28 protein-coding genes are annotated in these 22,540 nt (G+C 72.7%); 17 read left to right on the top strand and 11 right to left on the bottom strand.

Annotation, left to right across the window (positions count from 1 at the left end):
- Positions 1-2 precede the first annotated feature (2 nt).
- On the top strand, positions 3-1,352 hold the full coding sequence (locus ACUP6Y_RS23560) for an NAD-dependent succinate-semialdehyde dehydrogenase (protein WP_462553428.1): 1,350 nt from the start codon (positions 3-5) through the stop codon (positions 1,350-1,352).
- A gap of 194 nt (positions 1,353-1,546) precedes the next feature.
- Here the strand turns inward: ACUP6Y_RS23560 and ACUP6Y_RS23555 are convergent, their stop codons facing one another.
- Positions 1,547-1,936, bottom strand: a complete 390-nt coding sequence (locus ACUP6Y_RS23555) for a VOC family protein (RefSeq protein WP_462553427.1) — start codon at positions 1,934-1,936, stop codon at positions 1,547-1,549.
- Positions 1,937-1,988: 52 nt separating this feature from the next.
- Between ACUP6Y_RS23555 and ACUP6Y_RS23550 the strand changes: the two genes are divergently transcribed.
- The gene (locus ACUP6Y_RS23550) at positions 1,989-2,831 is read left to right on the top strand and encodes a helix-turn-helix domain-containing protein (protein ID WP_462553426.1); all 843 of its coding nucleotides are present in this window, start codon (positions 1,989-1,991) and stop codon (positions 2,829-2,831) included.
- Here ACUP6Y_RS23550 and ACUP6Y_RS23545 read toward each other — a convergent pair.
- The 3 genes from ACUP6Y_RS23545 to ACUP6Y_RS23535 are packed head-to-tail and all read right to left on the bottom strand — an operon-like array spanning position 2,828 to position 4,367.
- Complete coding sequence (locus ACUP6Y_RS23545; RefSeq protein ID WP_462553425.1) at positions 2,828-3,286, bottom strand: GNAT family N-acetyltransferase; 459 nt, start codon at positions 3,284-3,286, stop codon at positions 2,828-2,830. The two genes, ACUP6Y_RS23550 and ACUP6Y_RS23545, sit on opposite strands and share 4 nt — an antisense overlap.
- Positions 3,283-3,771, bottom strand: coding sequence for a GNAT family N-acetyltransferase (locus ACUP6Y_RS23540; RefSeq protein WP_462553423.1), 489 nt, complete (start codon positions 3,769-3,771; stop codon positions 3,283-3,285). Before ACUP6Y_RS23540 ends, ACUP6Y_RS23545 begins: the two co-directional genes overlap by 4 nt.
- Entirely contained in the window at positions 3,759-4,367 is a 609-nt protein-coding gene (locus ACUP6Y_RS23535) for a TetR/AcrR family transcriptional regulator (protein WP_462553422.1), read from the bottom strand. The genes ACUP6Y_RS23540 and ACUP6Y_RS23535 overlap by 13 nt, the downstream gene beginning before the upstream one ends.
- A gap of 64 nt (positions 4,368-4,431) precedes the next feature.
- On the opposite strand from ACUP6Y_RS23535, the gene ACUP6Y_RS23530 reads away from it, so the two are divergent.
- From ACUP6Y_RS23530 to ACUP6Y_RS23510, 5 genes are all read left to right on the top strand, one after another.
- A complete protein-coding gene (locus ACUP6Y_RS23530) occupies positions 4,432-5,496 on the top strand; it encodes an oxygenase MpaB family protein (protein WP_462553421.1) in 1,065 nt (354 codons plus the stop codon).
- Positions 5,497-5,565: 69 nt separating this feature from the next.
- Positions 5,566-5,856, top strand: coding sequence for a hypothetical protein (locus ACUP6Y_RS23525; protein ID WP_462553420.1), 291 nt, complete (start codon positions 5,566-5,568; stop codon positions 5,854-5,856).
- An 83-nt stretch (positions 5,857-5,939) separates the two neighbouring features.
- Positions 5,940-7,037: an ABC transporter permease gene (locus ACUP6Y_RS23520; protein ID WP_462556816.1), complete on the top strand. Its 1,098-nt coding sequence runs from the start codon at positions 5,940-5,942 to the stop codon at positions 7,035-7,037.
- Between the two features lie 30 nt (positions 7,038-7,067).
- A complete protein-coding gene (locus ACUP6Y_RS23515; RefSeq protein WP_462553417.1) occupies positions 7,068-7,748 on the top strand; it encodes an ABC transporter ATP-binding protein in 681 nt (226 codons plus the stop codon).
- A gap of 20 nt (positions 7,749-7,768) precedes the next feature.
- A complete protein-coding gene (locus ACUP6Y_RS23510) occupies positions 7,769-8,362 on the top strand; it encodes a TetR/AcrR family transcriptional regulator (protein WP_462553416.1) in 594 nt (197 codons plus the stop codon).
- Between the two features lie 16 nt (positions 8,363-8,378).
- Here the strand turns inward: ACUP6Y_RS23510 and ACUP6Y_RS23505 are convergent, their stop codons facing one another.
- Positions 8,379-9,014, bottom strand: a complete 636-nt coding sequence (locus ACUP6Y_RS23505) for a pentapeptide repeat-containing protein (protein ID WP_462553415.1) — start codon at positions 9,012-9,014, stop codon at positions 8,379-8,381.
- 66 nt (positions 9,015-9,080) lie between these two features.
- On the opposite strand from ACUP6Y_RS23505, the gene folE reads away from it, so the two are divergent.
- Entirely contained in the window at positions 9,081-9,686 is a 606-nt protein-coding gene (folE, locus tag ACUP6Y_RS23500; RefSeq protein ID WP_462553414.1) for a GTP cyclohydrolase I FolE, read from the top strand.
- Entirely contained in the window at positions 9,683-10,879 is a 1,197-nt protein-coding gene (locus ACUP6Y_RS23495) for an NAD(P)/FAD-dependent oxidoreductase (protein WP_462553413.1), read from the top strand. The genes folE and ACUP6Y_RS23495 overlap by 4 nt, the downstream gene beginning before the upstream one ends.
- Positions 10,880-10,905: 26 nt before the next feature.
- On the opposite strand, the gene ACUP6Y_RS23490 is transcribed toward ACUP6Y_RS23495, so the two are convergent.
- On the bottom strand, positions 10,906-11,532 hold the full coding sequence (locus tag ACUP6Y_RS23490) for a response regulator (protein WP_462553411.1): 627 nt from the start codon (positions 11,530-11,532) through the stop codon (positions 10,906-10,908).
- Entirely contained in the window at positions 11,529-12,713 is a 1,185-nt protein-coding gene (locus tag ACUP6Y_RS23485) for a sensor histidine kinase (RefSeq protein WP_462553410.1), read from the bottom strand. Before ACUP6Y_RS23485 ends, ACUP6Y_RS23490 begins: the two co-directional genes overlap by 4 nt.
- Positions 12,714-12,893: 180 nt before the next feature.
- On the opposite strand from ACUP6Y_RS23485, the gene ACUP6Y_RS23480 reads away from it, so the two are divergent.
- The 4 genes from ACUP6Y_RS23480 (at position 12,894) to ACUP6Y_RS23465 (ending at position 15,648) form a co-directional block, all read left to right on the top strand.
- Complete coding sequence (locus ACUP6Y_RS23480) at positions 12,894-14,135, top strand: ankyrin repeat domain-containing protein (protein ID WP_462553409.1); 1,242 nt, start codon at positions 12,894-12,896, stop codon at positions 14,133-14,135.
- A 122-nt stretch (positions 14,136-14,257) separates the two neighbouring features.
- On the top strand, positions 14,258-14,548 hold the full coding sequence (locus ACUP6Y_RS23475; RefSeq protein ID WP_462553408.1) for a DUF1905 domain-containing protein: 291 nt from the start codon (positions 14,258-14,260) through the stop codon (positions 14,546-14,548).
- Between the two features lies 1 nt (position 14,549).
- Positions 14,550-15,284, top strand: coding sequence for a DUF4184 family protein (locus tag ACUP6Y_RS23470; RefSeq protein WP_462553406.1), 735 nt, complete (start codon positions 14,550-14,552; stop codon positions 15,282-15,284).
- Positions 15,285-15,318: 34 nt separating this feature from the next.
- Complete coding sequence (locus ACUP6Y_RS23465) at positions 15,319-15,648, top strand: 4a-hydroxytetrahydrobiopterin dehydratase (protein WP_462553405.1); 330 nt, start codon at positions 15,319-15,321, stop codon at positions 15,646-15,648.
- Position 15,649: 1 nt separating this feature from the next.
- Here ACUP6Y_RS23465 and ACUP6Y_RS23460 read toward each other — a convergent pair whose 3' ends face one another.
- The gene (locus tag ACUP6Y_RS23460; protein WP_462553403.1) at positions 15,650-18,019 is read right to left on the bottom strand and encodes an ATP-binding cassette domain-containing protein; all 2,370 of its coding nucleotides are present in this window, start codon (positions 18,017-18,019) and stop codon (positions 15,650-15,652) included.
- Positions 18,020-18,133: 114 nt separating this feature from the next.
- Between ACUP6Y_RS23460 and ACUP6Y_RS23455 the strand changes: the two genes are divergently transcribed.
- The gene (locus tag ACUP6Y_RS23455) at positions 18,134-18,772 is read left to right on the top strand and encodes a hypothetical protein (RefSeq protein WP_462553402.1); all 639 of its coding nucleotides are present in this window, start codon (positions 18,134-18,136) and stop codon (positions 18,770-18,772) included.
- Between the two features lie 74 nt (positions 18,773-18,846).
- On the opposite strand, the gene ACUP6Y_RS23450 is transcribed toward ACUP6Y_RS23455, so the two are convergent.
- The 3 genes from ACUP6Y_RS23450 to ACUP6Y_RS23440 are packed head-to-tail and all read right to left on the bottom strand — an operon-like array spanning position 18,847 to position 20,417.
- Positions 18,847-19,905 (bottom strand): LLM class flavin-dependent oxidoreductase, encoded by a 1,059-nt coding sequence (locus ACUP6Y_RS23450; protein WP_462553401.1) that lies wholly within the window; start codon positions 19,903-19,905, stop codon positions 18,847-18,849.
- Positions 19,902-20,249 (bottom strand): thioredoxin, encoded by a 348-nt coding sequence (gene trxA, locus ACUP6Y_RS23445; RefSeq protein WP_462553400.1) that lies wholly within the window; start codon positions 20,247-20,249, stop codon positions 19,902-19,904. Before trxA ends, ACUP6Y_RS23450 begins: the two co-directional genes overlap by 4 nt.
- Before the next feature lie 6 nt (positions 20,250-20,255).
- Positions 20,256-20,417, bottom strand: a complete 162-nt coding sequence (locus ACUP6Y_RS23440) for a hypothetical protein (protein ID WP_462553399.1) — start codon at positions 20,415-20,417, stop codon at positions 20,256-20,258.
- On the opposite strand from ACUP6Y_RS23440, the gene ACUP6Y_RS23435 reads away from it, so the two are divergent.
- The 3 genes from ACUP6Y_RS23435 to ACUP6Y_RS23425 are packed head-to-tail and all read left to right on the top strand — an operon-like array spanning position 20,416 to position 22,531.
- A complete protein-coding gene (locus tag ACUP6Y_RS23435; protein ID WP_462553397.1) occupies positions 20,416-20,934 on the top strand; it encodes a hypothetical protein in 519 nt (172 codons plus the stop codon). The genes ACUP6Y_RS23440 and ACUP6Y_RS23435 overlap by 2 nt on opposite strands.
- Before the next feature lie 24 nt (positions 20,935-20,958).
- On the top strand, positions 20,959-21,516 hold the full coding sequence (locus ACUP6Y_RS23430; RefSeq protein ID WP_462553396.1) for an NYN domain-containing protein: 558 nt from the start codon (positions 20,959-20,961) through the stop codon (positions 21,514-21,516).
- A 31-nt stretch (positions 21,517-21,547) separates the two neighbouring features.
- Positions 21,548-22,531: an NAD-dependent epimerase/dehydratase family protein gene (locus ACUP6Y_RS23425; RefSeq protein WP_462553395.1), complete on the top strand. Its 984-nt coding sequence runs from the start codon at positions 21,548-21,550 to the stop codon at positions 22,529-22,531.
- Positions 22,532-22,540 lie beyond the last annotated feature (9 nt).

Below are 22,540 nucleotides of genomic sequence, written 5' to 3'. Positions count from 1 at the left end.
CCATGACCGTCGAGTACGCCGTCCGCAACCCCGCGACGGGGGAGCTGGTCGAGACCTTCCCGACCGCCACCGACGCCGACATCGCCGCCGCGATCGACACGGCCTCCGCGGCGTACGCCTCCTGGGGGCGCACCTCCGGCGTGGCCGAGCGCGCGACCCTGATCCGCCGGGTCGCCGAGCTGCACCGCGAGCGCAGCGCGGAGCTGGCCGCCGCGATGGTGGAGGAGATGGGCAAGCCGCTGGCGGACGCCGAGGGCGAGGTCGACTTCTCGGCCTCGATCTACGAGTTCTACGCCGACAACGCCGAGCGCTTCCTCGCCGACGAGCCGATCGAGCTCGGTGAGGGCGAGGGCACCGCGGTGATCCGGCGGATGCCGGTCGGCGTGCTGCTCGGGATCATGCCGTGGAACTTCCCCGTCTACCAGATCGCCCGCTTCGCCGGTCCGAACCTGATCACCGGCAACACGATCCTGCTCAAACACGCCCCGCAGTGCCCGCGCTCGGCCGCGCTGCAGGAGCAGATCTTCAAGGACGCCGGCTTCCCCGAGGGCGCCTACGTCAACATCTACGCCACCAACGAGCAGGTCGCCGACATCATCGCCGACCCGCGGGTCCAGGGCGTCTCGCTCACCGGGTCGGAGCGCGCCGGCGCCGCCGTCGCCGAGATCGCCGGGCGCAACCTGAAGAAGGTCGTCCTCGAGCTCGGCGGCTCGGACCCGTTCGTCGTGCTCTCGTCCGACGACCTCGACGCCACCGTCGAGGCGGCGGTCTTCGCCCGCATGGACAACGCCGGCCAGGTCTGCAACGGCGGCAAGCGGTTCATCGTCGTCGAGGGCCTGTACGACGACTTCGTCTCCCGCTTCACCGAGAAGCTGCTCGAGGCCTCCGGCGGCTCCCCCCTCTCCTCGGTCACCGCCGCCGACAACCTCGAGAAGCAGGTCGGCGAGGCGGTCGCCGGCGGCGCCACCCTGGCCACCGCGGGCGAGCGCAACGGCGCGTTCTACCCGAGCGGCGTGCTCTCCGGCATCACCACCGACAACCCGGCGTACCGCCAGGAGCTGTTCGGCCCGGTCGCGATGGTGTTCCGCGCGGCCGACGAGGACGACGCGGTGCGGATCGCCAACGACACGCCGTACGGCCTCGGCTCCTACGTCTTCTCCGCCGACGCCGCCCAGGCCCAGCGGGTCGCCGACCAGATCGACGCCGGCATGGTCTTCGTCAACGGCGTCGGCCTCGACGCGGCCGAGCTGCCCTTCGGCGGCATCAAGCGCTCCGGCTTCGGCCGCGAGCTGAGCCGCTACGGCATGGAGGAGTTCGTCAACAAGAAGCTGATCCGCACGGTGGGTCGCTGATTGTCGGTTTCTCAAGGGATGCAGCCAAACCTGCGCTTCCCACTTCAAATTTGAACAGGGAAGCGCAGGTTTCTCGACATCCCTTGAGAAACCGACACCCGGGCGCGCGAGGGAAGGGGCCGGTGGACCCGGCGCATGCCCCATCACGGGTCGGCGTGCGCCGGGCTGTCACCGGTGCGGGAGAGACCCGTTCCTCACCCCTCCTGCGGCGGGCACAGGCAGAACGGGTGGCCGTCGGGGTCGAGCATGACCCGCCAGGCGCCGCCCACCTCGGCGGCCGGCTGGGTGTCGGCGACGCTCGCGCCCAGCGAGCGGGCGTGCTCGGTGGCGGCCTCGAGGTCGGGAACCCGGAAGTCGAGGTGGAACTGCTGCGGGTGCGCCTGGCCCGGCCACTGCGGGCGGGAGAAGTCCTTGACGGTCTGGAAGTTGAAGGTGGCGCCGAGGACGGACGCGGAGGCATACCCGTACTCCGGGTAGTCGCCGGTCACCTCGCCGCCGGTCAGGTCGGCGTAGAAGCGGGCCAGCGCCGCGGCGTCGGCCGAGTCGATGGTGAACGCGATGAGCTCGGTGACGGGAGTGGTCATGGGCTCCAGCATGCCTGTCGCCACCGACAGTCCTCTTGAAAGAATCCGACACATGCGCTGGACGCCCGACGGCCCCCTCGACGTGGTCGAGCCCGCCCAGCTGCGCGACGTGCGCGGCTACAGTCCCTCGCTGCGGCGCTATGCCCCGCCGCCGGCGCTCGCCGACGTCGTACGCCGGTTCTGGGTGCCGGTCTGGTCGCTGCCGCCGGGGGAGACCTCGGTGCAGCGGGTGCTGCAGTACCCGGTGTGCCAGGTGGTCGTCGGGCCTGACGGCGGGCAGCTGGTCGGGCCGCACACCGGGCTGAGCACCGAGGAGCTGACCGGGTCCGGGTGGGTGGTCGGGGTGATGATGCAGCCGGCCGCCGGGCTCGCCCTGGTCGGCGCTGCGGTGGCGGAGCTGACGAACCTGCGGCGCCCGCTGTCCGAGGTGCCGGGGGTCGATGCCGCGGGGCTGGTGGCCGCCGTGGCGGGCGCGCTCGGCGAGGATCCCGCGGAGGTCGCCCGGCAGCAGGAGGCGTGTGCACGGGTGGCCGAGGCGCTCGCCGTACTCGCCCCCGTGGACGACGAGGGAAGGCTGGTCAACGCGATCGTGGAGCACGTCGAGGGAGATCGCGAGGTGCAGCGGGTCGCGCAGGTGTGCGCGAAGTTCGACCTCGGCGAGCGGGCGCTGCAGCGGCTGACCCGGCGCCGGATCGGGCTGTCGCCGAAGTGGCTGGTCCAGCGGCGCCGGCTGCACGACGCCGCCGACCTCCTCCGCGCCGGCGAGCGGCTCGACCTGGCCCGGGTGGCCGCCGAGCTGGGGTACGCCGACCAGGCGCACTTCACCCGCGACTTCCGCGCCGCCACCGGCCTGACGCCGGGTGAGTTCAGCGCGGAGCCGACGGCGGGTCCCTAGAGCGTCAGCTCCAGCTGGGGGAGGACGCGGCCCGGGATGGAGCCCGACGGGATCCCGCCCACCCGGACCGCGCCCGCGGCGAGGTAGAACGCCTCCGCGTTGGGGTCGGCGTCGATGGTGAGCAGCGTGAACCCGGCCGACCGAGCTGCACCGACGAGGTGGGTCAGCAGCGCAGCGCCGACCCCGCGGCCGATCGCGGCCGGGTCGACGAAGAGCATCCCCAGCTCGCCGGTCGGCGGCTCACCCTCGAGGGTGCCGAAGCCGACAACGGTCCCGTCGAGCTCGGCGACCGTCGTACGGCAGGGGGCCAGCGCGTCCTCGCGGAGGGTGAGCTCGTCGCGACAATCCTCGAGGAAGGCGGCGTCGTAGCCCCAGTGGCCCTTCGAGCGCAGCGCGAGCTCCGACAACGCGGCCGCCTCGCCGGACCGTGCCGCCCGCAGCCGCGGGGCGCTCACGCGAGCTCGCGCAGGTAGCAGAGCATCCGGTAGTCCTCGCCGGGCTGGATGTTCGTGAAGCCGTGCCGTTCGTAGAACCGCCGGGTGTCGACGTCGACCTCGTCGACGTTGATGTGCACCTCGATCCCGTCGCGCTCCTCGACCTCGGCGACCGCGCGGGTCAGCAGTGCGGTGCCGATGCCCCGGTCGCGCAGGTCCGGTACGACGTACAGCTCCTCGAGCTGGGCGAGCGGGCCGTCGCCGTACGGCGTGGGGCGGAGCGTGAGGAGGCCGAACCCGGTCGCGGCGCCGGTGGCCGGGTCCTCGGCCAGCACCACGAGGACGTCGGGCCGGGCCAGCAGCAGCGTGAAGCGGTCGCCGAAGTCGGCCGCGCTCGGCGTCGGGGTGTCGTACTCGGTGTTGAAGTCGAACAGCAGCCCGCCGACGACGAACGCGTCGGCCGGGGTCGCGAGTCGGACACGCGTCGGGGCGCTCACGGGATCCATGCCCCGATCATCGCGCGTGCGGAGGTGGTGAGGCGCTCGGCGGTGAACTGCTCGGGCTCGGCCAGCACGAGCTGGCCGAAGTGGTCGAGGAGCGCGAGCACGGCGTGGGCGAGGACCTCGGCGTCCGCGCCCGGGAGGACTGCGGCGACCATCATCTGGATCGTGCCGCGCACCCGGGTCCGGTCGCCCTCGATCCGCTCGCGGACCACCTCCGGCACGTTGGCGGGCGAGCGCAGGATGGCGCGCCAGGTGACCGGGTCGGCGAGCACCATGGCATGCAGCGCCGGCACCGCACGCTCGACGATCCCCAGCGGCGTGCTGGCGAGCGCGGTGAGCGGGAGGGCGCCGTACAGCTGGGTGATCGCGCGCTGCTGCTGCCGGTCGAGGAGAGCGGTGAGCAGTGGGCCGAGGCCCTCGAACGCGCCGTACACGACCGGGCGGGTGACTCCGACCTCGCGAGCGATCGCGTCGATCGAGACCCCGTCGTACCCGTCGCGGTCGATGATCGTGAGGGCGGCGTCGAGGAGCTGCTCGCGGCGCTCGGCCATCGGCACGCGGGGGGCGTACGGGCGTCGCTTGCGGGCGGTCTCGGACATGGCGCCCACCCTAGGGCGAACTTCCCTCTTCCATTTACTACACAACCGTAGCATTCTGTTCGCCATGGCGATCCTGAAGCGCACCCGCGAGATCACGCCCGCCGAGGACTATGGCTTCTTCGGCCCCGAGTCCGTGGCCTGGAAGGTCTGGGGCTACCCGACGTCGCTGACCATCGGCTTCAGCCGGGCGGTCGTCGTCGAGGAGCTCGACCCCAACCTGGTGGCCTCGGTCGACCGCACCCAGGACATCTACAAGCGGCCGAAGACCCGCTACGACCGCACCATCCACTACTTCGCGCTGGTCGCGTTCGGCGACAGCCGGACCACCGCCCGGGCCGCGGACGTGCTGGTCAAGGTGCACAGCAAGGCGATCGGCACCGAGCCCTACGGTGGCGGCCGGTACGACGCCAACGACCCCGACTCGCAGCTGTGGATCCTCGTGACGGGGTGGCACTCGGTGCTCAAGGCGTACGAGATGTACGGGCCGGGCCGGCTGTCCGAGGCCGAGGAGGCGCAGTACTGGGCCGAGTGCGCGCGGGCTGCCGAGCTGCAGACCTGCTCGCCCGACGACGTCCCGCGCTCGCGGGCCGAGCTGCACGCCTACTACGAGCGGATGCGGCCGGTGATGGCCGGCTCGCCGATCGCGCAGCGAGCGATGGCGCACCTGATGGACGTCAGCCAGCTCGCGGACGACGTGCCGCTCGTGCTGCGCCCGGCCCGCTGGGTCGTCGGCCGGTTCTTCCGGGCGGGCGTGATCGCGACCCTGCCGCACTGGATGCGGGAGATGGGCGACGTGACCCAGCCGCGGGTGCTCGACGTCCTGGCCCGGCCGGTGCTCCGGGTCACCTTCGCGGCGATCTCGACGAGCAAGCGGCTCCAGCTGCGGATCCTCGGCCTGCTCTCCCCCAGCACGGTCCCGGTGGTCGCGCCGGTCCTGCTCGGCGTGCCGCCGGTGACCCCGGAGCTGCTGACGCCGGCGCAGGCCCAGGCCCGGTACGGGTACGACCGGCCGGCCGAGGCGCACCTCGCCTGGCGGGCCAAGCAGCACGACAAGGTCTTCGGCCGCGGGGAGGCGCCGAGTGATGCCGGACTCGTCGAGTCGGAGGCCGTGTTGGGTCGGCTGGGCTGAGCCGTGGATCAGGGCTGAGGGTCGGCCTGCGAGAGTGGCCCCGAATGAGTCGTACCCGAAGGAGAACCCGTGGGCCTGAACCCCGTCGCTGACGTCCTCAAGCGCGCCGACAAGGTGCTCAAGAGCGCCGAGACCGCGCTCGGCAACGTCGACACCACGCTCGGCACGGTCGGCACCACGCTGGCCGACGTCGACGGCAAGCTGACCACCGTCGACACGACGCTGGCCGAGACGCGGGTGGTGCTCGGGGAGGTGCAGGTCCTGCTCGGCGACCTCAACGAGAAGCTGGTGCTGCTCGACGAGGTGCCCGAGCTCAAGGTGAAGCTCGACGCCGTCCTGGCCGCGATCCAGAAGGGCTGAGCTTCGTCACCTCGGCTCTCCCTTGGTTGTAGACACCCTGTCGATATGATTCGACCAGTGTCTGCGAGCGGGGAGTGGTGGAGATGTACCTCGCGCTGAGGGAGCTGCGTGTCGCCCGGGGGCGGTTCGTCCTCGTCGGGTCGGTGATCGCCCTGGTGGCGATGCTCACGACCATGTTGTCGGGCCTGGCCAACGGGCTGGTCGACGACGGCATCTCCGGCCTGCGCCGGCTGCCGATGACCCACCTGGCCTTCCAGTCGGGTGCCGAGGAGACGTTCAGCCGCTCGACGCTCAACGACCGGGACCTCGAGCGCTGGTCCGACGTCGACGGGGTCGAGGCGTCCCCGCTCGGGGTGTCCTTCGTGAACGCGCGCACCGAGTCCGGCAAGACCGTCGACGTCGCCCTGTTCGGCGTACCGGCCGGCTCCTTCCTCGCCCCGCGCCACGACGCCGAGGAGGCCCTCGCCGGGCCGCCCGGGCTGGTGCTCAGCCACGAGTTCGCGGAGCAGGGGATCGAGGTCGGCGACGAGCTGACCATCGTCGGCGTCGACGAGCGGGTCCCGGTCCTCGGGTTCACCTACGCCGGCTCGTACGGCCACGTCGAGATCGCCTTCACCAGCCTCGAGACCTGGCAGTCGCTGCTGTACGGCGACAACGCCCGCGGCCGCTTCTCCGCGATCGCGCTCAAGGGTGACCCGGACACCGTCGCCGCGGCGGCGAAGCGGATCGACGCCGCCGACGGCACCGCGACGGTCACCAAGGAGCAGGCGTACGCCGGGTCGCCCGGGTACGCCGGCGAGACCCAGACCATGGCGATGATCCAGTGGTTCCTGCTCGTCATCTCCGCCCTCATCGTCGGCGCCTTCTTCGTGGTCTGGACCATGCAGCGGGCCCGCCAGATCGCCCTGCTCAAGGCGCTTGGCGCGTCCCGCGGGTATGTCGCCCGCGACGCGGTCGGCCAGCTGCTCGTCGTGCTCCTCGTCGCCACGGCCCTGGGCGGGCTGGTCGCGTTCGGCGTCGGCGCCCTGGTCGACAACACCGCGGTCCCGTTCCGGCTCGCGGCCGCCCCCGCGCTCTCGTCCCTCGGGCTGCTCGTCGGCGCCGGCCTGCTCGGCTGCCTCGCCGGCATCCGCCACGTGGTGTCGGTCGACCCCGCGATGGCGCTGCGCAGCGCCGACTGACGTCCCGTCCCTTCGCCCCAGGAGAACCCCATGTCCCTCCGTCTGGAGAACATCACCGTCGCCGTCCCGGACGGTACGACGCGCCGCGTCCTCCTCGACCGGCTCGACCTCGAGGTCCAGCCGGGCGAGACGGTCGCCGTCACCGGGGCCTCGGGCTCCGGCAAGTCCACCCTCGTCGCCGTCGCCGGCCTGCTGCGCGCGCCCGACGACGGCCGGGTGCTGCTCGGTGGCACCGACGCGACGGCGCTGAACGACGGCGGCCGGGTCCGGCTGCGCCGCGACCAGGTCGGCATCGTGTTCCAGTCGCCCAACCTGCTGCCCGCCCTCACCGCACGCGAGCAGGTCGAGGTGGTCGCCCACATCGCCGGCAACCTCGACGCGGCCGCGAAGGCCCGCGCCGTGGACCTGCTCACCCGAGTCGGCCTGGCGGACCGCCTCGACGCCCGGCCCGCCGAGCTGTCCGGCGGCGAACGCCAGCGGGTCGGCATCGCCCGCGCGCTGATGAACGAGCCGACCGTGGTGCTCGCCGACGAGCCGACCGCCTCGCTCGACCCCGAGCGCGGCCAGGCGGTGCTCGACCTGCTCCTCGACGAGGCCCGCCGCGTCGGCGCGGCTACCGTGGTGGTCACCCACGACCCGGACCAGGCCGCCCGGGCGGACCGCCACCTGCACCTGGGCAACGGCGTCGTCCAGGTGGCGACCAGGTCCTGACCGACCCCGGGAGGAGTCCCATGCCGCGCATCACCGGCGCCAGCATCGCCGAGCACGTCGCCGCCCAGGAGGCTGCCGTGGTCGAGGCGGCGCAGCGACTCTTCGCCGAGCGCGGCGTCGCGGCCGTCTCGCTCGGCGACATCGCGGCCGAGGTCGGGCTCGGTCGCACCTCGCTCTACCGCTACTTCCCGACGAAGGGACACATCCTCCAGGCCTGGTTCGACCGGGAGATGGACCCACTCCTCGCCCGTTCGCAGGCGGTCGTCGACGAGCACGGCCCGACGGCCGCGGCCCTGCACGCCTGGCTCGACGTCCAGCTCGACTTCGTCACCGACGAGGCGCACGCCGCCCTGGTCGACGCCAGCGCGGCCGCGCCCGACCTGTCACCCGAGATCGTCGCCCACTTCGGGCAGCGGCACCGCGAGTTGTACGCCACGCTCGGCGACCTCCTCCGGGCCGGAGGTGCCCGCACGCCCGAGGAGGGTCGGGTCCGCGCGCTCCTGGTGGCCGGGCTGGTGCGGTCGGCAGCCGACCTCGTGACGAGCGGCGTGCCGGCGACCGTCGTACGGGACGAGCTGCACCGGGCCGCGACGGCGGTGGCCGGGCTCGACTGAGTCCGCTGTGGAGTTGTCAGGACTCCATCGGCACCGCCTCCTCCACCTTCAGTCCGAGCGAGCGCACCAGCACCACGGCCTGGTCGAGGTCGATCACGGCCTTGCCCAGCGAGGCCGCCACCGGGTCGACCGAGGACAGGTCGGAGCCGCGCAGGTCCGCCCCGGCCAGGTCGGCGTGGTGCAGCCAGGCCCCGCCGAGGTCGACGTGGTGCAGGGTCGCGCCGGCGAGCCGGGCGCCGGTGAGGTCGGCCTCCCGGAAGCTGGCCCGCCGGATCGTGGCCTGGCGCAGGTCGGCCCCCGGCAGCCCGACGAACTGCCAGTTGCCGCCGACGACCTCGACCGGGCCGAACCGGCACCGATCGAACATCGAGCCCACCAGCTTGCAGCCCTCGAACCGGGCGCCGAAGAAGGCGGACTTCGTGAAGGTGCAGTTGAGGAAGCCGGTGTCGGTGAACTGCCCCCCGTTGAGGTCGCAGTCACGGAAGGCGCACTCCTCGAAGGTCGCCCCGCGCGCCACGACGTCGGTCAGGTCGACGTCGACGAACGCCACCCGTTCGAAGGTCCGGCCGGACAGGTCCTCGCCGTCCCAGCGCTCGGCGACCACCTCGGAGTCGGTCGCCGGGGTGGGGGCTCCATGTCGTCGCTCACTCATGGGAGGAGTGTGCGCGCAGGGTCCGACGGTTGACAGGAGCCCCTCCACAGGTTCTAAATAGTAAGCGTGACAGTTTTAGAAAAGGGCTGGCGACCGCGGGTCGTCACCGACGGACCGTCGGTCGACCAGGCCGGCGCCCACCGTGCCGCCGTCGACCTGCTCACCGCGCTGGGCCTCGACCTCACCGTCGAGCACCTCACCGACACGCCGCGCCGGATGGTCGACGCGCTGGTCGAGCTGACCTCGCCGCCGGAGTTCGAGCTGACGACATTCCCCAATGAGGACGAGTACGACGAGCTGGTGCTCGTCGAGGAGATCCCGGTCCAGTCGCTGTGCGAGCACCACATGCTCCCGTTCGTGGGGGTGGCGCACGTCGGCTATCTGCCGGGCGGCCGGATCCTGGGGCTGTCCAAGTTCGCGCGCATGGTCGACCACCACGCCCGCCGGCCGCAGACCCAGGAGCGGCTGACCAAGCGGATCGCCGACCACCTGCAGCGCGCCCTGGAGCCGCGCGGAGTCGGAGTGGTCATCGACGCCCAGCACACCTGCATGAGCCTGCGCGGCGCCCGCGCGACCGGCTCGCGGACCCTGACCTCCGCCCTGTTCGGGCAGCTGCGCGACGACGCCCGCAGCCGAGCGGAGTTCCTCGACCTGACGAGGGGGCGGAGATGAACATCGTGATCATCGGCGGCGGTCTGGCTGCCGCCAACGCGGCTGCCGAGCTGCGCGAGCAGGGCCACAGCGGCGACATCGTCGTCGTGGGCGGCGAGTCGCACCCGCCGTACGAGCGACCGCCCCTGTCCAAGGGCCTGCTGCTCGGCTCCTCGGAGCCGGAGGAGGCCCTCGTCCACCCCCGCGAGTGGTACGACGAGCACGAGGTCGACCTGCGCACCGGGACCCTCGCGACCGGGCTCGACCTCGACCGGGGCCGGGTGCTGCTCGGGTCGGACGAGCTGCCCTACGACCGCCTGCTGCTCGCCACCGGCGCCGTCCCGCGGCCCCTGGCGGTGGCCGACGCGTCCGACGCCCCGGCCGCCTACCTGCGCACCCTCGACGACGCGCTGGCCCTGCGCGACCGGCTGACCGAGGGCGCGCGGATCGCGATCGTCGGCGCCGGCTGGATCGGCCTCGAGGTCGCCTCGGCCGCCCGCCAGCGGGGCGCGGAGGTCACCGTCCTCGAGTCCGCGCCGCTGCCCCTGCAGCGGGTGCTCGGCGACGAGATCGCGACCGTCTTCGCCGACCTGCATCGCGCGCACGGCGTCGACCTGCGCCTCGGGGTGACGATCTCCGGTGTCGAGCACGACCACGGCAAGGCAGTCGTCCACGTCGAGGGCGCCGACCCCGTCGTCGCCGACCTGCTCCTCGTCGCCGTCGGCGTCTCGCCCACCGACGAGCTCGCCGCCCGCGCCGGCCTGGTCGTCGACGACGGGATCCTCGTCAACGCCCGGCTGCGCACTCCCGACCCGCACGTCTTCGCGGCCGGCGACGTCGCCAACCACGACCACCCCGTCCTCGGCACCCGGATCCGCGTCGAGCACTGGGACACCGCGATCCAGCACGGCCGCCACGCCGCTCGGGTCATGCTCGGCGGCGACGAGCCGTACACGCGGCTGCCGTACTTCTTCACCGACCAGTACGACCTCGGGATGGAGTACGTCGGCCACGGTGCCGGGTACGACGACCTGGTGGTCCGCGGTGACCTCGCCGCCCGGCAGGCGAGCGTGCTGTGGCTGCGGGAGGATCGGGTGGTGGCCGGGATGCACCTCAACGACTGGGACGCGATCGGTCCGCTGCGGACCGTGGTCGGGCAGCCCGCCACCGACGCGGTCCGGGACCCGTCGGTGCCGCTGGGCGAGCTCGGGTGAACCCGGTCCAGTCCGGGTGAGCCTGCTCAGGTGCGGATGATCCGCCGCTCGATGGCGGCGGCGACGGCGCCGGCGCGGGTGTCGACGCCGAGCTTGGTGTAGATGTGGGAGAGGTGGGACTTGACAGTGGCCTCGGAGACGAACAGCTCGCGGGCCAGCTCCTTGTTGCCGAGCCCGCGGGAGAGCAGCTCGAGCACCTCGACCTCGCGTTCGGTGATGGTGACGGCGCCGGGGGTGGTCCGACGCACCAGGGTCGCCGCGACCGACGGGGCCAGCACGGTCTCCCCCCGGGCGGTGGCGCGGATGCCGGCGAAGAGCTCGTCGGGCGGGGCGTCCTTGAGCAGGTAGCCACGGGCGCCGGCCTCGAGGGCGCGCAGGATGTCGGACTCGGTGTCGTAGGTGGTCAGGACGAGGACCTCGGGTGGTGAGGCCAACCCCCGCAGCGCGGCGGTCACCTCGGCGCCGCCGGCCTCGCCGGCGCCGAGACTGAGGTCCATCAGTACGACGTCCGTCCGGTCCGCGCCGACGACGGCGAGCGCACGCTCGAGCCCGTCGGCCTCACCGACCACGGACAGGTCGTCCTGTCCCTCGACCAGGGCGCGCAGCCCGGCCCGGATGACCGGGTGGTCGTCGACCAGCACGATCCGGATCATCGGCTCTCCTCCTCGACTCGGACGGGGAAGCGGACGGACACGGTGGTGCCCTCGCCCGGGGCGCTCTCGACGTCGGCGCGGCCGCCGAGGGCCGCGGCCCGGTCGCGGACGCCGGCCAGACCCCGCCCGCGCGTCCCCGACGCCCGCACCCGCGCGGGATCGAAGCCGCGTCCGTCGTCGCGGACGTCGAGGACCACCTCGTCCGGGTGGTAGGTCAAGGTGAGCGCGACCCGGGTGGCGCCCGCGTGCTCGCGGACGTTGGCGAGCGCGCCGCGCGCGGTGCGGACCAGGGCCGTCGCGATGTCGGCCGGTACGACGACCGGCGACCCGTCGACGCGCACCTCCACCCGCATCCCGCCCGGGGACGCCTGCGCCGCGGCGGTCCGCAGCGCGTCGGGAAGGGCCGCCGCGGTGGCGGCGAGGTCGACGGGGGCGAGGTCGCGGACGACGCGGCGGACCTCGTCGAGACCCTCGCGCGCGGTGGCGGCGGCGATCCGGACGTGCTCGCGGGCGGTCTCGGGCTGGCTGTCCCAGGACTGCTCGGCCGCCTGGAGCAGCAGGTTGATGCTCGACAGACCCTGACCGACGGAGTCGTGGATCTCCCGGGACAGACGGGTGCGCTCCGCCAGCGCGCCGACCTCGGCCTGGGCGTGCTGGCGGGCCACGGACTCCAGGTCGAGCGCGCGGTAGGCGAGCACCGTCACCAACGCGACCCCGATCGGGCCGGCGACCTGCACCGGGTCGAAGCCGGCGGCCCATGAATTGTCGAGTCGTTGCCAGGCGGCGGTGAGCAGGACCGTCATCAGCACGACGGTCGCCACCGCCCAGGGGAACGGCAGCACCCGCATCACGGCGAACGCCACCGGCACCGCGCACCACGCGAACGACGGCGCCACCGCGGTCAGCGCGCCCCAGAGCACGACCATGCCGGTCACCCAGACGGTCGGCCACCACGCGCGGTCGGCCAGCAGGCCGCGGGTGGCGTACGCGAGGCCGAGCACCAGTGCGCCGGCCAGGACGGCGGCCCCGGTGGCGTCGAAGGCGTGCCGGTCGACGTACCGCACCGCGCAGGTCACCAGCAGCACGACCAGCACGACGAGCAGCCACCGGTCGAGGCGGCCGGCCGGCGCGAGGATGCCGTGCTCGCCGGGGCGGCGGGCGGCGGGCGGGAGGACGGACATGGCTCGCCCAGCGTAGGGAGGAAGGGACGCGACGGCATCAACCGATTGGCTATCGAGTGGTAGCCGGCTGCCCGACGTCCGCGCCCCGGTCGCCGCCGCAGAGTGGTGGACATGAAGCGCGACCGCCAGCACCCTGCTCCTCGCCTCGGGTCCCTACGAGGTCATCGCGGACCCCACCCGATGACACCCCGGCTCGTCGTCGCCGCCCTCCCGCTCGCGCTCGTCCTGGGCGCGTGCGCGGGCGGCGACCCGGCCGTGCCGGCGCAGCGACCTGTCGCGGCGGGCCCGACGTCGAGCGCCGCGGCCGCGAACACGACCCCCGTTCCGCAGGACCGGCTCGACCAGCGCCTGCGGGACGCGGCCTGGGCCGACGACGTACACCGCGCCCGCCGGCTGGTGAAGCAGGGCGCCGACGTCAACGCGAAGGACGACACCGAGCAGTCGGCGTACCTCATCGCGACCAGCGAGGGCCACCTCGACCTGCTCCGCCTGGCGCTGCGCCACGGAGCCGACGTCGACGACAAGGACAGCTGGAACGGCACCGGCCTGATCCGTGCTGCCGAGCGCGGCCACGCGCTGGTCGTCGGCGAGCTGCTGCGGGCCGGGATCGACCGCGACCACGTCAACCGGATCGGCTACCAGGCGATCCACGAGGCGGTGTGGCTCGGAGCCGACACCGCGACCTACGCCACGACCGTGCGGGTACTCGCCGCCGGCGGTGTCCGGCTCGACCAGGTCTCGCCGTCGGCGGGACTCACCCCGTTGCAGATGGCCCGCGAGCGCGGGTACGCCGGACTGGAGAGGATCCTGAGGAACGTGACCACCGCTGAGAAGCCCGCCGACGCGAGCGCCGCCCTGCTGCGCGCCGCCCGCGCCGGAGACGCCGACGCGGTCGCCGTCGCCCTGCGTGCCGGCGCCGACATCGAGGCCCGCGACGACCACGAGCGCACCGCCCTGCTGCTCGCGTCGACGTACGACCACGTCGCCGTCGCCGAGGTCCTGGTCGCGATGGGCGCCGATCCCGACGCCCTCGACGACCGTCACGACACCCCGTGGCTGGTCACCGGTGTCACCGGCAGCGTCGCGATGCTCGAGGCGCTGCTCCCGGCCGATCCCGACCTCACCATCGAGAACCGCTACGGCGGTCTCTCGCCCATCCCCGCGGGCGAGCGCGGTCACGTCGACTACATCCGCCGGGTCGTGAGGACCGACGTCGACATCGACCACGTCAACGACCTCGGCTGGACCGCGATGCTGGAGGCGATCATCCTCGGCGACGGCACCGAGCCGTACCAGGAGATCGTCCGGATCCTGCTCGCCGCCGGCGCCGACCCAGGCATCGCCGACCGGGACGGCGTGACGCCGCTGTGGCATGCCGAGCGGCAGGGGTACGGCGAGATCGCGGCGCTCCTGCGCGCCTAGGCTGTGGCGCACCGTCACTCGCGACGTCCCAGCACTCCGTTCCTCCCTGCAAGCGACTGTTCTCCCCGGACTCACCTTCTGAGCCCCCGGGCCGCGGTTCGAGCGGCGGCTACGGTTGCTGGGTGCCCTTCACCTTCACCGGCGCCGTGATCGAGTGGCGCGGACCCGCGCCCTTCGTGTTCCTCGCGGTGCCCGAGGAGGAGAGCGAGGACATCAAGGAGGCGGCGCGCGGGCAGGAGTACTGGGGTCAGGTGGCGGTCGACATGCGGATCGGGGACACCGACTTCCGTACCGCGCTGTTCCCGAAGGACGGGCGCTACCTGGTGCCGCTCAAGGTCGTCGTACGGCGGGCCGAGGGGATCGAGGTCGGGCAGCGGCTCACCGCGCACCTCGAGCTGGCGTCGAGGAGCTGAGGTGCCGGTCACCCTCGCCCACCCGGCCGCCGTGCTGCCGCTGCGCGGCCTGGGGCTACCCCTGTCGGCGATGGTGATCGGGTCGATGGTGCCGGACCTGCCGGTCCTCGCGCAGACCTGGGGCCTCTACGGCTTCAGCCACCGCGTGGCCGGGATCGTGACGCTCGATCTCGCGCTGACGCTCGCCCTGCTGGTCTTCTGGGACCGGCTCGGGCGCGACGCGCTGGTCGACACCGCCCCGAACGCGATCCGGGAGCGACTCCCGGCGCGGACCCGGATCGGGCGACGTGCCTGGCTGCTGGCGCCGCTCGCCGCCGTCGTCGGCGCGACCACCCACACGCTCTGGGACGCCTTCACCCACCAGGGCCGGTGGGGGGTGCGGCACGTCGCGTGGCTGGAGCACACGCACGGTGCGCTGCCCGGGCAGCAGTGGGCCCAGTTCGGCTCGGGGATCGTCGGGCTGCTGGTGGTCGGATGGGCGATCGCGCGCCACGTCCGGCGGTCCTCGAGGCAGGCCGGGCGACCTCGGCGACTGCCCGCGGCCACGCTGCCCGTCGGGTTCGGCGTCGCGTCGGTCGTCTCGCTGGCCAACGGCGTCCGCCACCTCGGCGCCGGGCTCCACCCGGCGGCCTTCCAGGCCGCCGTCGCCGGGATCATCGCGCTGGCGGTGCTGATCGGCGTCCTCGGGGTGGTCTGGCGGGTCGTCCCGGAGGTCAGTGACCCGGTCGGGGCCTGAGCGCGACCGCACCACTCGCGAGTACCGTCGGAGCATGGGCTATGACCAGATCAGCGCGGAGCAGTTCACCCAGGCCGAGGGCGTGGCCGACTGGCGGGTCCTCGGCGTCGATGCGTACGCCGTGTTCCGCACCGGCAGCTTCGCGACCGGACTGGCGCTCGTGAACGCGATCGGAGAGCTGGCCGAGACGGCCAACCACCACCCCGACCTCAAGCTCGGCTACCCGTCACTCGCCGTCCATCTCACGACCCACGACACGGGGACGCTCACCACGGCCGACCTGGACCTCGCGCAGCGGATCTCGGCGGCCGCCCGGGACCTCGACGTGGCCGGCGACCCGGACGCGGTCGAGGCCTGGTCGTAGCTCACTCCCCGACGTACGCCGCGAGGTGCTCGCCGGTCAGCGTCGACCTCTTGGCGACCAGCTCGGCCGGCGTGCCCTCGAAGACGATGGTGCCGCCGTCGTGGCCGGCGCCCGGGCCGAGGTCGATGATCCAGTCGGCGTGGGCCATCACCGCCTGGTGGTGCTCGATCACGATGACCGACTTGCCGGCGTCGACCAGGCGGTCCAGCAGTCGCAGCAGGTTGTCGACGTCGGCGAGGTGGAGGCCCGTGGTCGGCTCGTCGAGGACGTAGACGCCGCCCTTCTCGCCCATCCGCATGGCGAGCTTGAGCCGCTGCCGCTCGCCGCCCGACAGGGTGTTGAGCGGCTGGCCGAGCTTGAGGTAGCCGAGACCGACGTCCTCCATCCGCTCCAGGATCGCCGCTGCGGCGGGAGTCTTCGCGTCACCCGCGGCGAAGAAGGCGTGCGCCTCGGCGACCGGGAGGTCGAGCACGTCGGCGATGTTCCGTCCTCCGAAGGTCAGCTCGAGCACCGAGGCCTGGAAGCGCTTGCCGCCGCACTCGTCGCACACGGTGGCGACGGTGTCCATGAACCCGAGCTCGGTGTAGATCATCCCGTTGCCGTTGCAGCTCTCGCACGCGCCCTCGGAGTTGGCGCTGAACAGCGCCGGCTTCACGCCGTTGGCCTTGGCGAAGGCCTTGCGGATCGGCTCGAGCAGACCGGTGTACGTCGCCGGGTTGCTGCGTCGTGAGCCCTTGATGGCGCCCTGGTCGATGACCACGACCTCGTCGCGCCCGGCGATCGAGCCGTGGATCAGCGAGCTCTTGCCGGAGCCGGCGACGCCGGTGACGACGCAGAGCACGCCGAGGGGTACGTCGACGTCCACGTCGCGCAGGTTGTGGCTGGACGCGCCGCGGACCTCGATCGCTCCGGAGGCCTTCCGGACGTCGTCCTTGAGCGCGGCGCGGTAGGACAGGTGCCGCCCGGTGAGGGTGTCGGAGGCCCGGAGGCCGGCGACGTCGCCCTCGAAGCAGAGGGTGCCGCCGCCCGTACCCGCGCCGGGGCCGAGGTCGACGACGTGGTCGGCGATCGCGATCGTCTCCGGCTTGTGCTCGACGACGAGGACGGTGTTGCCCTTGTCGCGCAGCTCGAGGAGCAGCTTGTTCATCCGCTCGATGTCGTGGGGGTGCAGCCCGATGGTGGGCTCGTCGAAGACGTAGGTGACGTCGGTCAGCGCGGAGCCGAGGTGCCGGATCATCTTGGTGCGCTGGGCCTCGCCGCCCGACAGGGTGCCGGCGGGCCGGTCGAGGGAGAGGTAGCCGAGGCCGATCTCGACGAACGAGTCGAACAGGTGGAGCAGGTTGGCGACCAGCGGCGCGACCGACGAGTCCTCGATCCCGCGCGCCCACTCGGCGGCGTCGGTGATCTGCATCGCGCACACCTCGGCGATCGACCGGCCGTCGATCCTCGACGAGCGGGCGGCCTCGTTGAGCCGGGTGCCGTCGCAGGTGGGGCACGGCGCGAACACCGCCGCCCGCTCGACGAACGCCTTGATGTGGGGCTGCAGCGAGTCGACGTCCTTGCTGAACATCGACTTGCGGATCTTGGGGATCAGGCCCTCGTAGGTGACGTTGATCTTGTCGACCTTCACCTTGCGCGGCTCGGCGTACAGGAAGTCCTCGCGCTCGGCCTTGGTGTACTTCGCGACCGGCTTCTCCGGCGGCAGCACCGCCTTGAACGCCGCCACCATCCAGCCGTCGGCGGTGTAGCCCGGCACCAGGATCGCGCCGTCGACCAACGACTTGGACTCGTCGACGATCACGGACAGGTCGAGGTCGGAGATGGTGCCGCGGCCCTCGCACTCGACGCACATGCCACCGAGGTAGACGGCGTTCTTGACGACCTTCTTCTCGACCTTGCCGCCGGCCTTCTCGGTCGTCATCGCGCCACCGGCCCGACGGGTGGGGACGTTGAACGCGAACGCCGTCGGCGGTCCGATGAACGGGTCGCCGATCCGGCTGAACAGCACGCGCAGCATCGCGTTGGCGTCGGTGGCCGTGCCGACCGTCGAGCGCACGTTGGCGCCCATCCGCTCCTGGTCGACCAGGATCGCCGTCGTGATCCCCTCGAGGTTGTCGACCTCGGGACGCGCCAGCGACGGCATGAAGCCCTGCACGAACGTCGAGTAGGTCTCGTTGATCATCCGCTGCGACTCGGCGGCGACGGTGCCGAACACCAGGGAGCTCTTGCCCGAGCCGGACACGCCGGTGAACACGCTCAGGCGGCGCTTCGGGATGTCGACGTCGACGCCCCGCAGATTGTTGACATGGGCGCCCTGCACCCGGATGACGTCGTGGCTGTCGGCGGGATGCGACCCGGCAGGCTTCGGCATAGGCCCATCATGACGGATCGCACCGACACCCGGGACCCGTCGTGGGGACGGTCGTTGAGGTGTACGACAATCGTCCGTCCTGGCGGGGGATCCGGGACGAAGAGGGGGAAAGACGTGCTGGAGGGAGCCGTGGCCGAGGAGGTCACCACGCCGCCGACGCCGACGACGTACGAGCAGTTCGGCCTGGCATGGATCCATCGGGTGCTGCACAAGGAGCGCATCCTGCGCACCATCGACCAGGTCCTCGGCGACCAGATCGCACTCGGCCCGATCGGCGCGGGGCCCGGGCGGGCGTTCGCGAGCGTGAGCTTCGTCGGGACCTACCGGCCCACGACCGGCGAGCTGGTGCCGGGCGAGCTGCTGACCTATGCGATCGACCTGCCGATCAGCGTGGTGTTCGAGCTCGGGCTGCCGATGGACCGGCTGACGTTCAACGCGGAGGTCGTCGTACCGCTGGTGCTGGTGGTCCACACCGAGGCGCCGCTGAGGCTGCGGCTGGAGCTGCAGACCCCGACCGAGGACCAGATCGGGCTCGAGCTCAAGACCGACACCCGGCGCGGGGCGATGCTGCGCAAGGTCGCGGGACTGGACGCCGAGCTGCGGCGGTTCCTGCTCAAGGTGCTGGACACCGAGCTGGCCAAGGCCTACGTGCGCAGGGCGACCTACCTCGACATGGAGGAGCTGATCGACGAGGCCTGGCCCGCCTTCACCGCGCAGTTCCTGCCGCGGGGACCCGAGGACCGATTGGGCTGACCGTACGGCGAGCCGCCCGGGCCGGTGCGACCACGACGTGGCCGCGCGGACCCGGGCGGTGCTGGCCTACCCGCTCAGCCTCCGACCGTGACCGGGGACTGCGCGAGCAGCTCGCGGACCCGCGGGGCCACCTGGGTGCCGTACAGCTCGATGCTGTGCAGCAGCTGCTCGTGGGGCATGGTGCCGTTGCTGTACTTCAGGTCGAAGCGCTGGATGCCGAGGTCACGTGCGGCGGCCGCGATCTTGCGCGCGACCGTCTCCGGCGAGCCGACGAAGAGGGCGCCGTGGTCGACCTCGGCGTCGTACTGCTCGCGGGTGGCGGGACCCCAGCCGCGCTCGGCGCCGATCCGATCCCGGTTGGCCTTGAAGTGCGGGAACAGCAGCTCGCGCGCCTCCTCGTCGGTGTCGGCGACGAAGCCGGGGGAGTGGACGGCGATCGGCAGCGCGGGGCGGCCGAACTCGTCGAGCGCACGGCGGTAGAGGTCGGTGAACGGCGCGAACCGGGCCGGCTCGCCGCCGATGATCGCGAGGGCCAGCGAGAAGCCGTACCGGGCCGCGCGCACGACCGACTCCGGTGAGCCGCCGACGCCGATCCAGGTCGGGATCGAGCCACGCTCGGTGGTCGGGAAGACCCGCGCGTCGCGCAGGGCGGGCCGGAGGCCGCCGCGGTCCCAGGTGACCGCCTGCTCGCCCTGGAGGGCGGCCCACAGGTCGATCTTCTCGCTGAAGAGCTGGTCGTAGTGGGCCAGGTCGTGGCCGAACAGCGGGAAGGACTCGGTGAACGAGCCGCGGCCCATGGTGATCTCGGCGCGGCCGTTCGACAGCGCGTCGAGGGTCGCGAACCGCTCGTAGAGGCGGACCGGGTCGTCGGAGCTGAGCACCGTGACCGCCGTACCGAGCCCGATGGTGTGGGTCCGAGCGGCGATCGCGGCCAGGACCATCTCGGGGCTGGTGACCGCGAAGTCGTCGCGGTGGTGCTCGCCGATGCCGAACACGTCGATGCCGACCCGGTCGGCCAGCACCGCCTGCTCCACGATGTTGCGGATCACCTGGGGGTGGCCCAGCCGTTCGCCCGTGGCCGGGTCCAGCGTGACGTCGCCGAAGGTGTCCAGTCCGAAGGCCAGCTCGCTCACTGCTCGGCCTTCGCGGCGTCGACGTCGAAGTCGCGGACGGCCGCGATCACCTGCGCCAGGGCGGGCGCGGGCAGCGCGCCGGCCTGGGAGAACACCAGGGCGCCCTTCTTGAACGCCATCAGGGTCGGGATCGAGGTGACCCGCGCGGCGGAGGCGAGCTGCTGCTCCTCCTCGGTGTTGACCGAGCCGAAGACCAGGTCGCCGTGCTCGTCGGCGGCCGCCTCGTAGATCGGGGCGAAGTTGCGGCACGGGCCGCACCACGACGCCCAGAAGTCGACGAAGACGATCTCGTTGTCGAGGACCGTCTGCTCGAAGTTGCCGGCGGTGAGGTCGATGGTGGACATGTCTCCTCAACGCATCGAGGTCGGGATTGTTCCCCGATCGCGGGCCGGCGGGCGGTCCCCGAGCCGGCGTGCCCACGGCGGGTGGTCGACCAGCGCCACCACCGCGACCAGCAGGCTCCTCACCCGGCCCGGCCGGCCACGCGCGGCGGCGACGTATCGTCGATCCATGCGGAAGCTTCTGCTGACCTTCGTCGTCGCGACCCTCGCCGCCGTCCTCGCGGTCCCCGCCCCGGCCGGTGCGGCCGAGAAGGTGATCGACGACGGCGTCGACCCGTCGCTGCCCGCCCAGATGGACATCCTGCGCGTGAAGATCGACAACCGGGCCGACCGCGTGGTGCTGAAGCTGGCCTTCCGCGACCTGACGGCCGCGCGCCGGGCGCAGACGAAGGTCTTCATCGGCACCCAGCCGGGCACCGACACCGGGTTCATCGCCTACAGCGGCTACCGGCCCGGCCACGAGCCCGTCACCCAGCTGTGGGAGCCGACCGACCAGGAGTTCGGTGGTACGCCGGTCGAGTGCTCCGGGATCCGCGGGAAGTGGCGCTTCGACCGCGACCGGGTCCGCATCGTCGTACCCCAGGCGTGCCTGGCCAGCTCGGCGCCCCGGTACCGGTTCAAGGCGGTCGCCGGGTTCTACAAGACGAAGGGCGACTGGACCGACTTCCGCGGCGTCGAGCGCGGCTGAGGCCGCGGCCACTAGCCTCCTCCCATGGAGACCGCGCGGACCACCCACGTCCTGGTGGACGGGGAGAACATCGACGCCACCCTCGGCACGTCGATCCTGGGTCGGCGGCCCCGGCCCGAGGAGCGGCCGCGGTGGGAGCGGCTGCTGCAGTTCGTGGAGCGGCAGTGGGGGCAGCCGACGAACGGGCTGTTCTTCCTGGCGGCCAACAGCGAGCTGCCGATGTCGTTCGTGCAGGCGCTGCTGGCGATCGGGTACCGGCCGATCCCACTGTCGGGCGGCGCCAACCAGAAGGTCGTCGACATCGCCATCCAGCGCACGCTGGAGGAGTTGAAGAGCCGCGAGGCCGATGTCGTCCTGGTCAGCAACGACGGCGACTTCGTCGAGCAGATCGAGGACGTCCTCGACGGGCGCCGGGTCGGGCTGGTCGGGTTCACGGAGTTCCGCAACAGCGCGTTCGCCCAGCTCACCTCGCGCGGGCTCGACTTCTTCGACCTCGAGTACGACGTCAACGCGTTCAACGAGCGGCTGCCGCGGGTCCGGATCATCCCGATCGACGAGTTCGACCCGACCCAGTTCCTCTGAGCATCAGCCACCGGCAGGGCATGCTGTCGAGATGAGGCTCCTGGTTCTCGGTGGTACCCAGTTCCTGTCCCGAGCGGTCGCGGCCGATGCGGTCCGCCGCGGCCACGACGTCGTGTGCGCCAACCGCGGCCGGTCGGGAACCGTGCCGCCGGGCGTGACGACCGTCCGGTGGGACCGCGGCGAGCCGGCGCCGGCCGAGCTCACCGACGGTGATCCCTACGACGCGGTGGTCGACGTGTCCCGCACGCCCTCCCACCTACGGCGCGCCCTGGCCGCCCTCCAGGACATGCATGGTCCCGACGCGCACTGGGTGTTCGTCTCCACCATCTCGGTCTACGCCGACGACGCCGACCCCGCGGGCCCGGGGCAGGGCCGGCTCAAGGGCGCGATCGCCGAGGACCTGGATCCGATGGCCGGCGTCGAGAGCTACGGCGGGATGAAGGTCGCGTGCGAGCGGCTGGTGCTCGAGGCCGAGCCGGGGGCCGCCGTCGTGCGGCCGGGCCTGATCGTCGGGCCGGGGGACCCGAGCGGGCGGTTCGCGTACTGGGCGCGCCGCTCCACCGCGACCGGCGAGGTCCTCGCGCCCGGCGACCCGCGAGACCTGGTGCAGGTGATCGACGTCCGCGACCTCGCGGCGTGGATCGTGACCCTCGCCGAGGACCGCACCGGCGGCACCTACGACGCCGTCGCTCCCGCCCGGCCGATCGCCGACCTGCTGCGGGCAGCCCTGCCCGACGCCGACCTGGTCTGGGTCGACCAGGAGTTCCTCGAGGCCGAGGGCGTCGAGCCGTGGTCGGGACCCGACAGCATCCCGGTCTGGCTCCCGCGCCCGGCGTACGACGGCATGCTGGCCCACGACGCCGCGCCCGCCCTGGCCGCCGGTCTGCGGCCCCGCCCGGTCGACGCCACCGCCCGCGACACCCGGGCCTGGCTGGACGCCGATCCCGCGGCCCGGATCACGGGGATCACCACCGAGCGGGAGGCCGACCTCCTGGCCCGGTGGCGGGCTCGCTAACGTCGCGCC

This window comes from Nocardioides sp. S5-5 (genome assembly GCF_054954065.1).
Note: the sequence above shows the minus strand (reverse complement) of the source record. Positions and strands in the feature narration are given on the sequence as shown.

Coding starts and splice junctions, on each gene's coding strand:
- ACUP6Y_RS23530 (WP_462553421.1), top strand. CDS start 4,432: ATGGCGATCCTGAAGCGCACCCGCGAGATCACGCCCGCCGAGGACTAT.
- ACUP6Y_RS23425 (WP_462553395.1), top strand. CDS start 21,548: ATGAGGCTCCTGGTTCTCGGTGGTACCCAGTTCCTGTCCCGAGCGGTC.
- ACUP6Y_RS23465 (WP_462553405.1), top strand. CDS start 15,319: ATGGGCTATGACCAGATCAGCGCGGAGCAGTTCACCCAGGCCGAGGGC.
- ACUP6Y_RS23490 (WP_462553411.1), bottom strand. CDS start 11,532: ATGATCCGGATCGTGCTGGTCGACGACCACCCGGTCATCCGGGCCGGG.
- ACUP6Y_RS23540 (WP_462553423.1), bottom strand. CDS start 3,771: ATGGATCCCGTGAGCGCCCCGACGCGTGTCCGACTCGCGACCCCGGCC.
- ACUP6Y_RS23560 (WP_462553428.1), top strand. CDS start 3: ATGACCGTCGAGTACGCCGTCCGCAACCCCGCGACGGGGGAGCTGGTC.
- ACUP6Y_RS23515 (WP_462553417.1), top strand. CDS start 7,068: ATGTCCCTCCGTCTGGAGAACATCACCGTCGCCGTCCCGGACGGTACG.
- ACUP6Y_RS23550 (WP_462553426.1), top strand. CDS start 1,989: ATGCGCTGGACGCCCGACGGCCCCCTCGACGTGGTCGAGCCCGCCCAG.
- ACUP6Y_RS23495 (WP_462553413.1), top strand. CDS start 9,683: ATGAACATCGTGATCATCGGCGGCGGTCTGGCTGCCGCCAACGCGGCT.
- trxA (WP_462553400.1), bottom strand. CDS start 20,249: ATGTCCACCATCGACCTCACCGCCGGCAACTTCGAGCAGACGGTCCTC.
- ACUP6Y_RS23435 (WP_462553397.1), top strand. CDS start 20,416: ATGCGGAAGCTTCTGCTGACCTTCGTCGTCGCGACCCTCGCCGCCGTC.
- ACUP6Y_RS23480 (WP_462553409.1), top strand. CDS start 12,894: ATGACACCCCGGCTCGTCGTCGCCGCCCTCCCGCTCGCGCTCGTCCTG.
- ACUP6Y_RS23510 (WP_462553416.1), top strand. CDS start 7,769: ATGCCGCGCATCACCGGCGCCAGCATCGCCGAGCACGTCGCCGCCCAG.
- ACUP6Y_RS23460 (WP_462553403.1), bottom strand. CDS start 18,019: ATGCCGAAGCCTGCCGGGTCGCATCCCGCCGACAGCCACGACGTCATC.
- ACUP6Y_RS23520 (WP_462556816.1), top strand. CDS start 5,940: ATGTACCTCGCGCTGAGGGAGCTGCGTGTCGCCCGGGGGCGGTTCGTC.
- ACUP6Y_RS23505 (WP_462553415.1), bottom strand. CDS start 9,014: ATGAGTGAGCGACGACATGGAGCCCCCACCCCGGCGACCGACTCCGAG.
- ACUP6Y_RS23430 (WP_462553396.1), top strand. CDS start 20,959: ATGGAGACCGCGCGGACCACCCACGTCCTGGTGGACGGGGAGAACATC.
- ACUP6Y_RS23485 (WP_462553410.1), bottom strand. CDS start 12,713: ATGTCCGTCCTCCCGCCCGCCGCCCGCCGCCCCGGCGAGCACGGCATC.
- ACUP6Y_RS23555 (WP_462553427.1), bottom strand. CDS start 1,936: ATGACCACTCCCGTCACCGAGCTCATCGCGTTCACCATCGACTCGGCC.
- ACUP6Y_RS23440 (WP_462553399.1), bottom strand. CDS start 20,417: ATGGATCGACGATACGTCGCCGCCGCGCGTGGCCGGCCGGGCCGGGTG.
- ACUP6Y_RS23535 (WP_462553422.1), bottom strand. CDS start 4,367: ATGTCCGAGACCGCCCGCAAGCGACGCCCGTACGCCCCCCGCGTGCCG.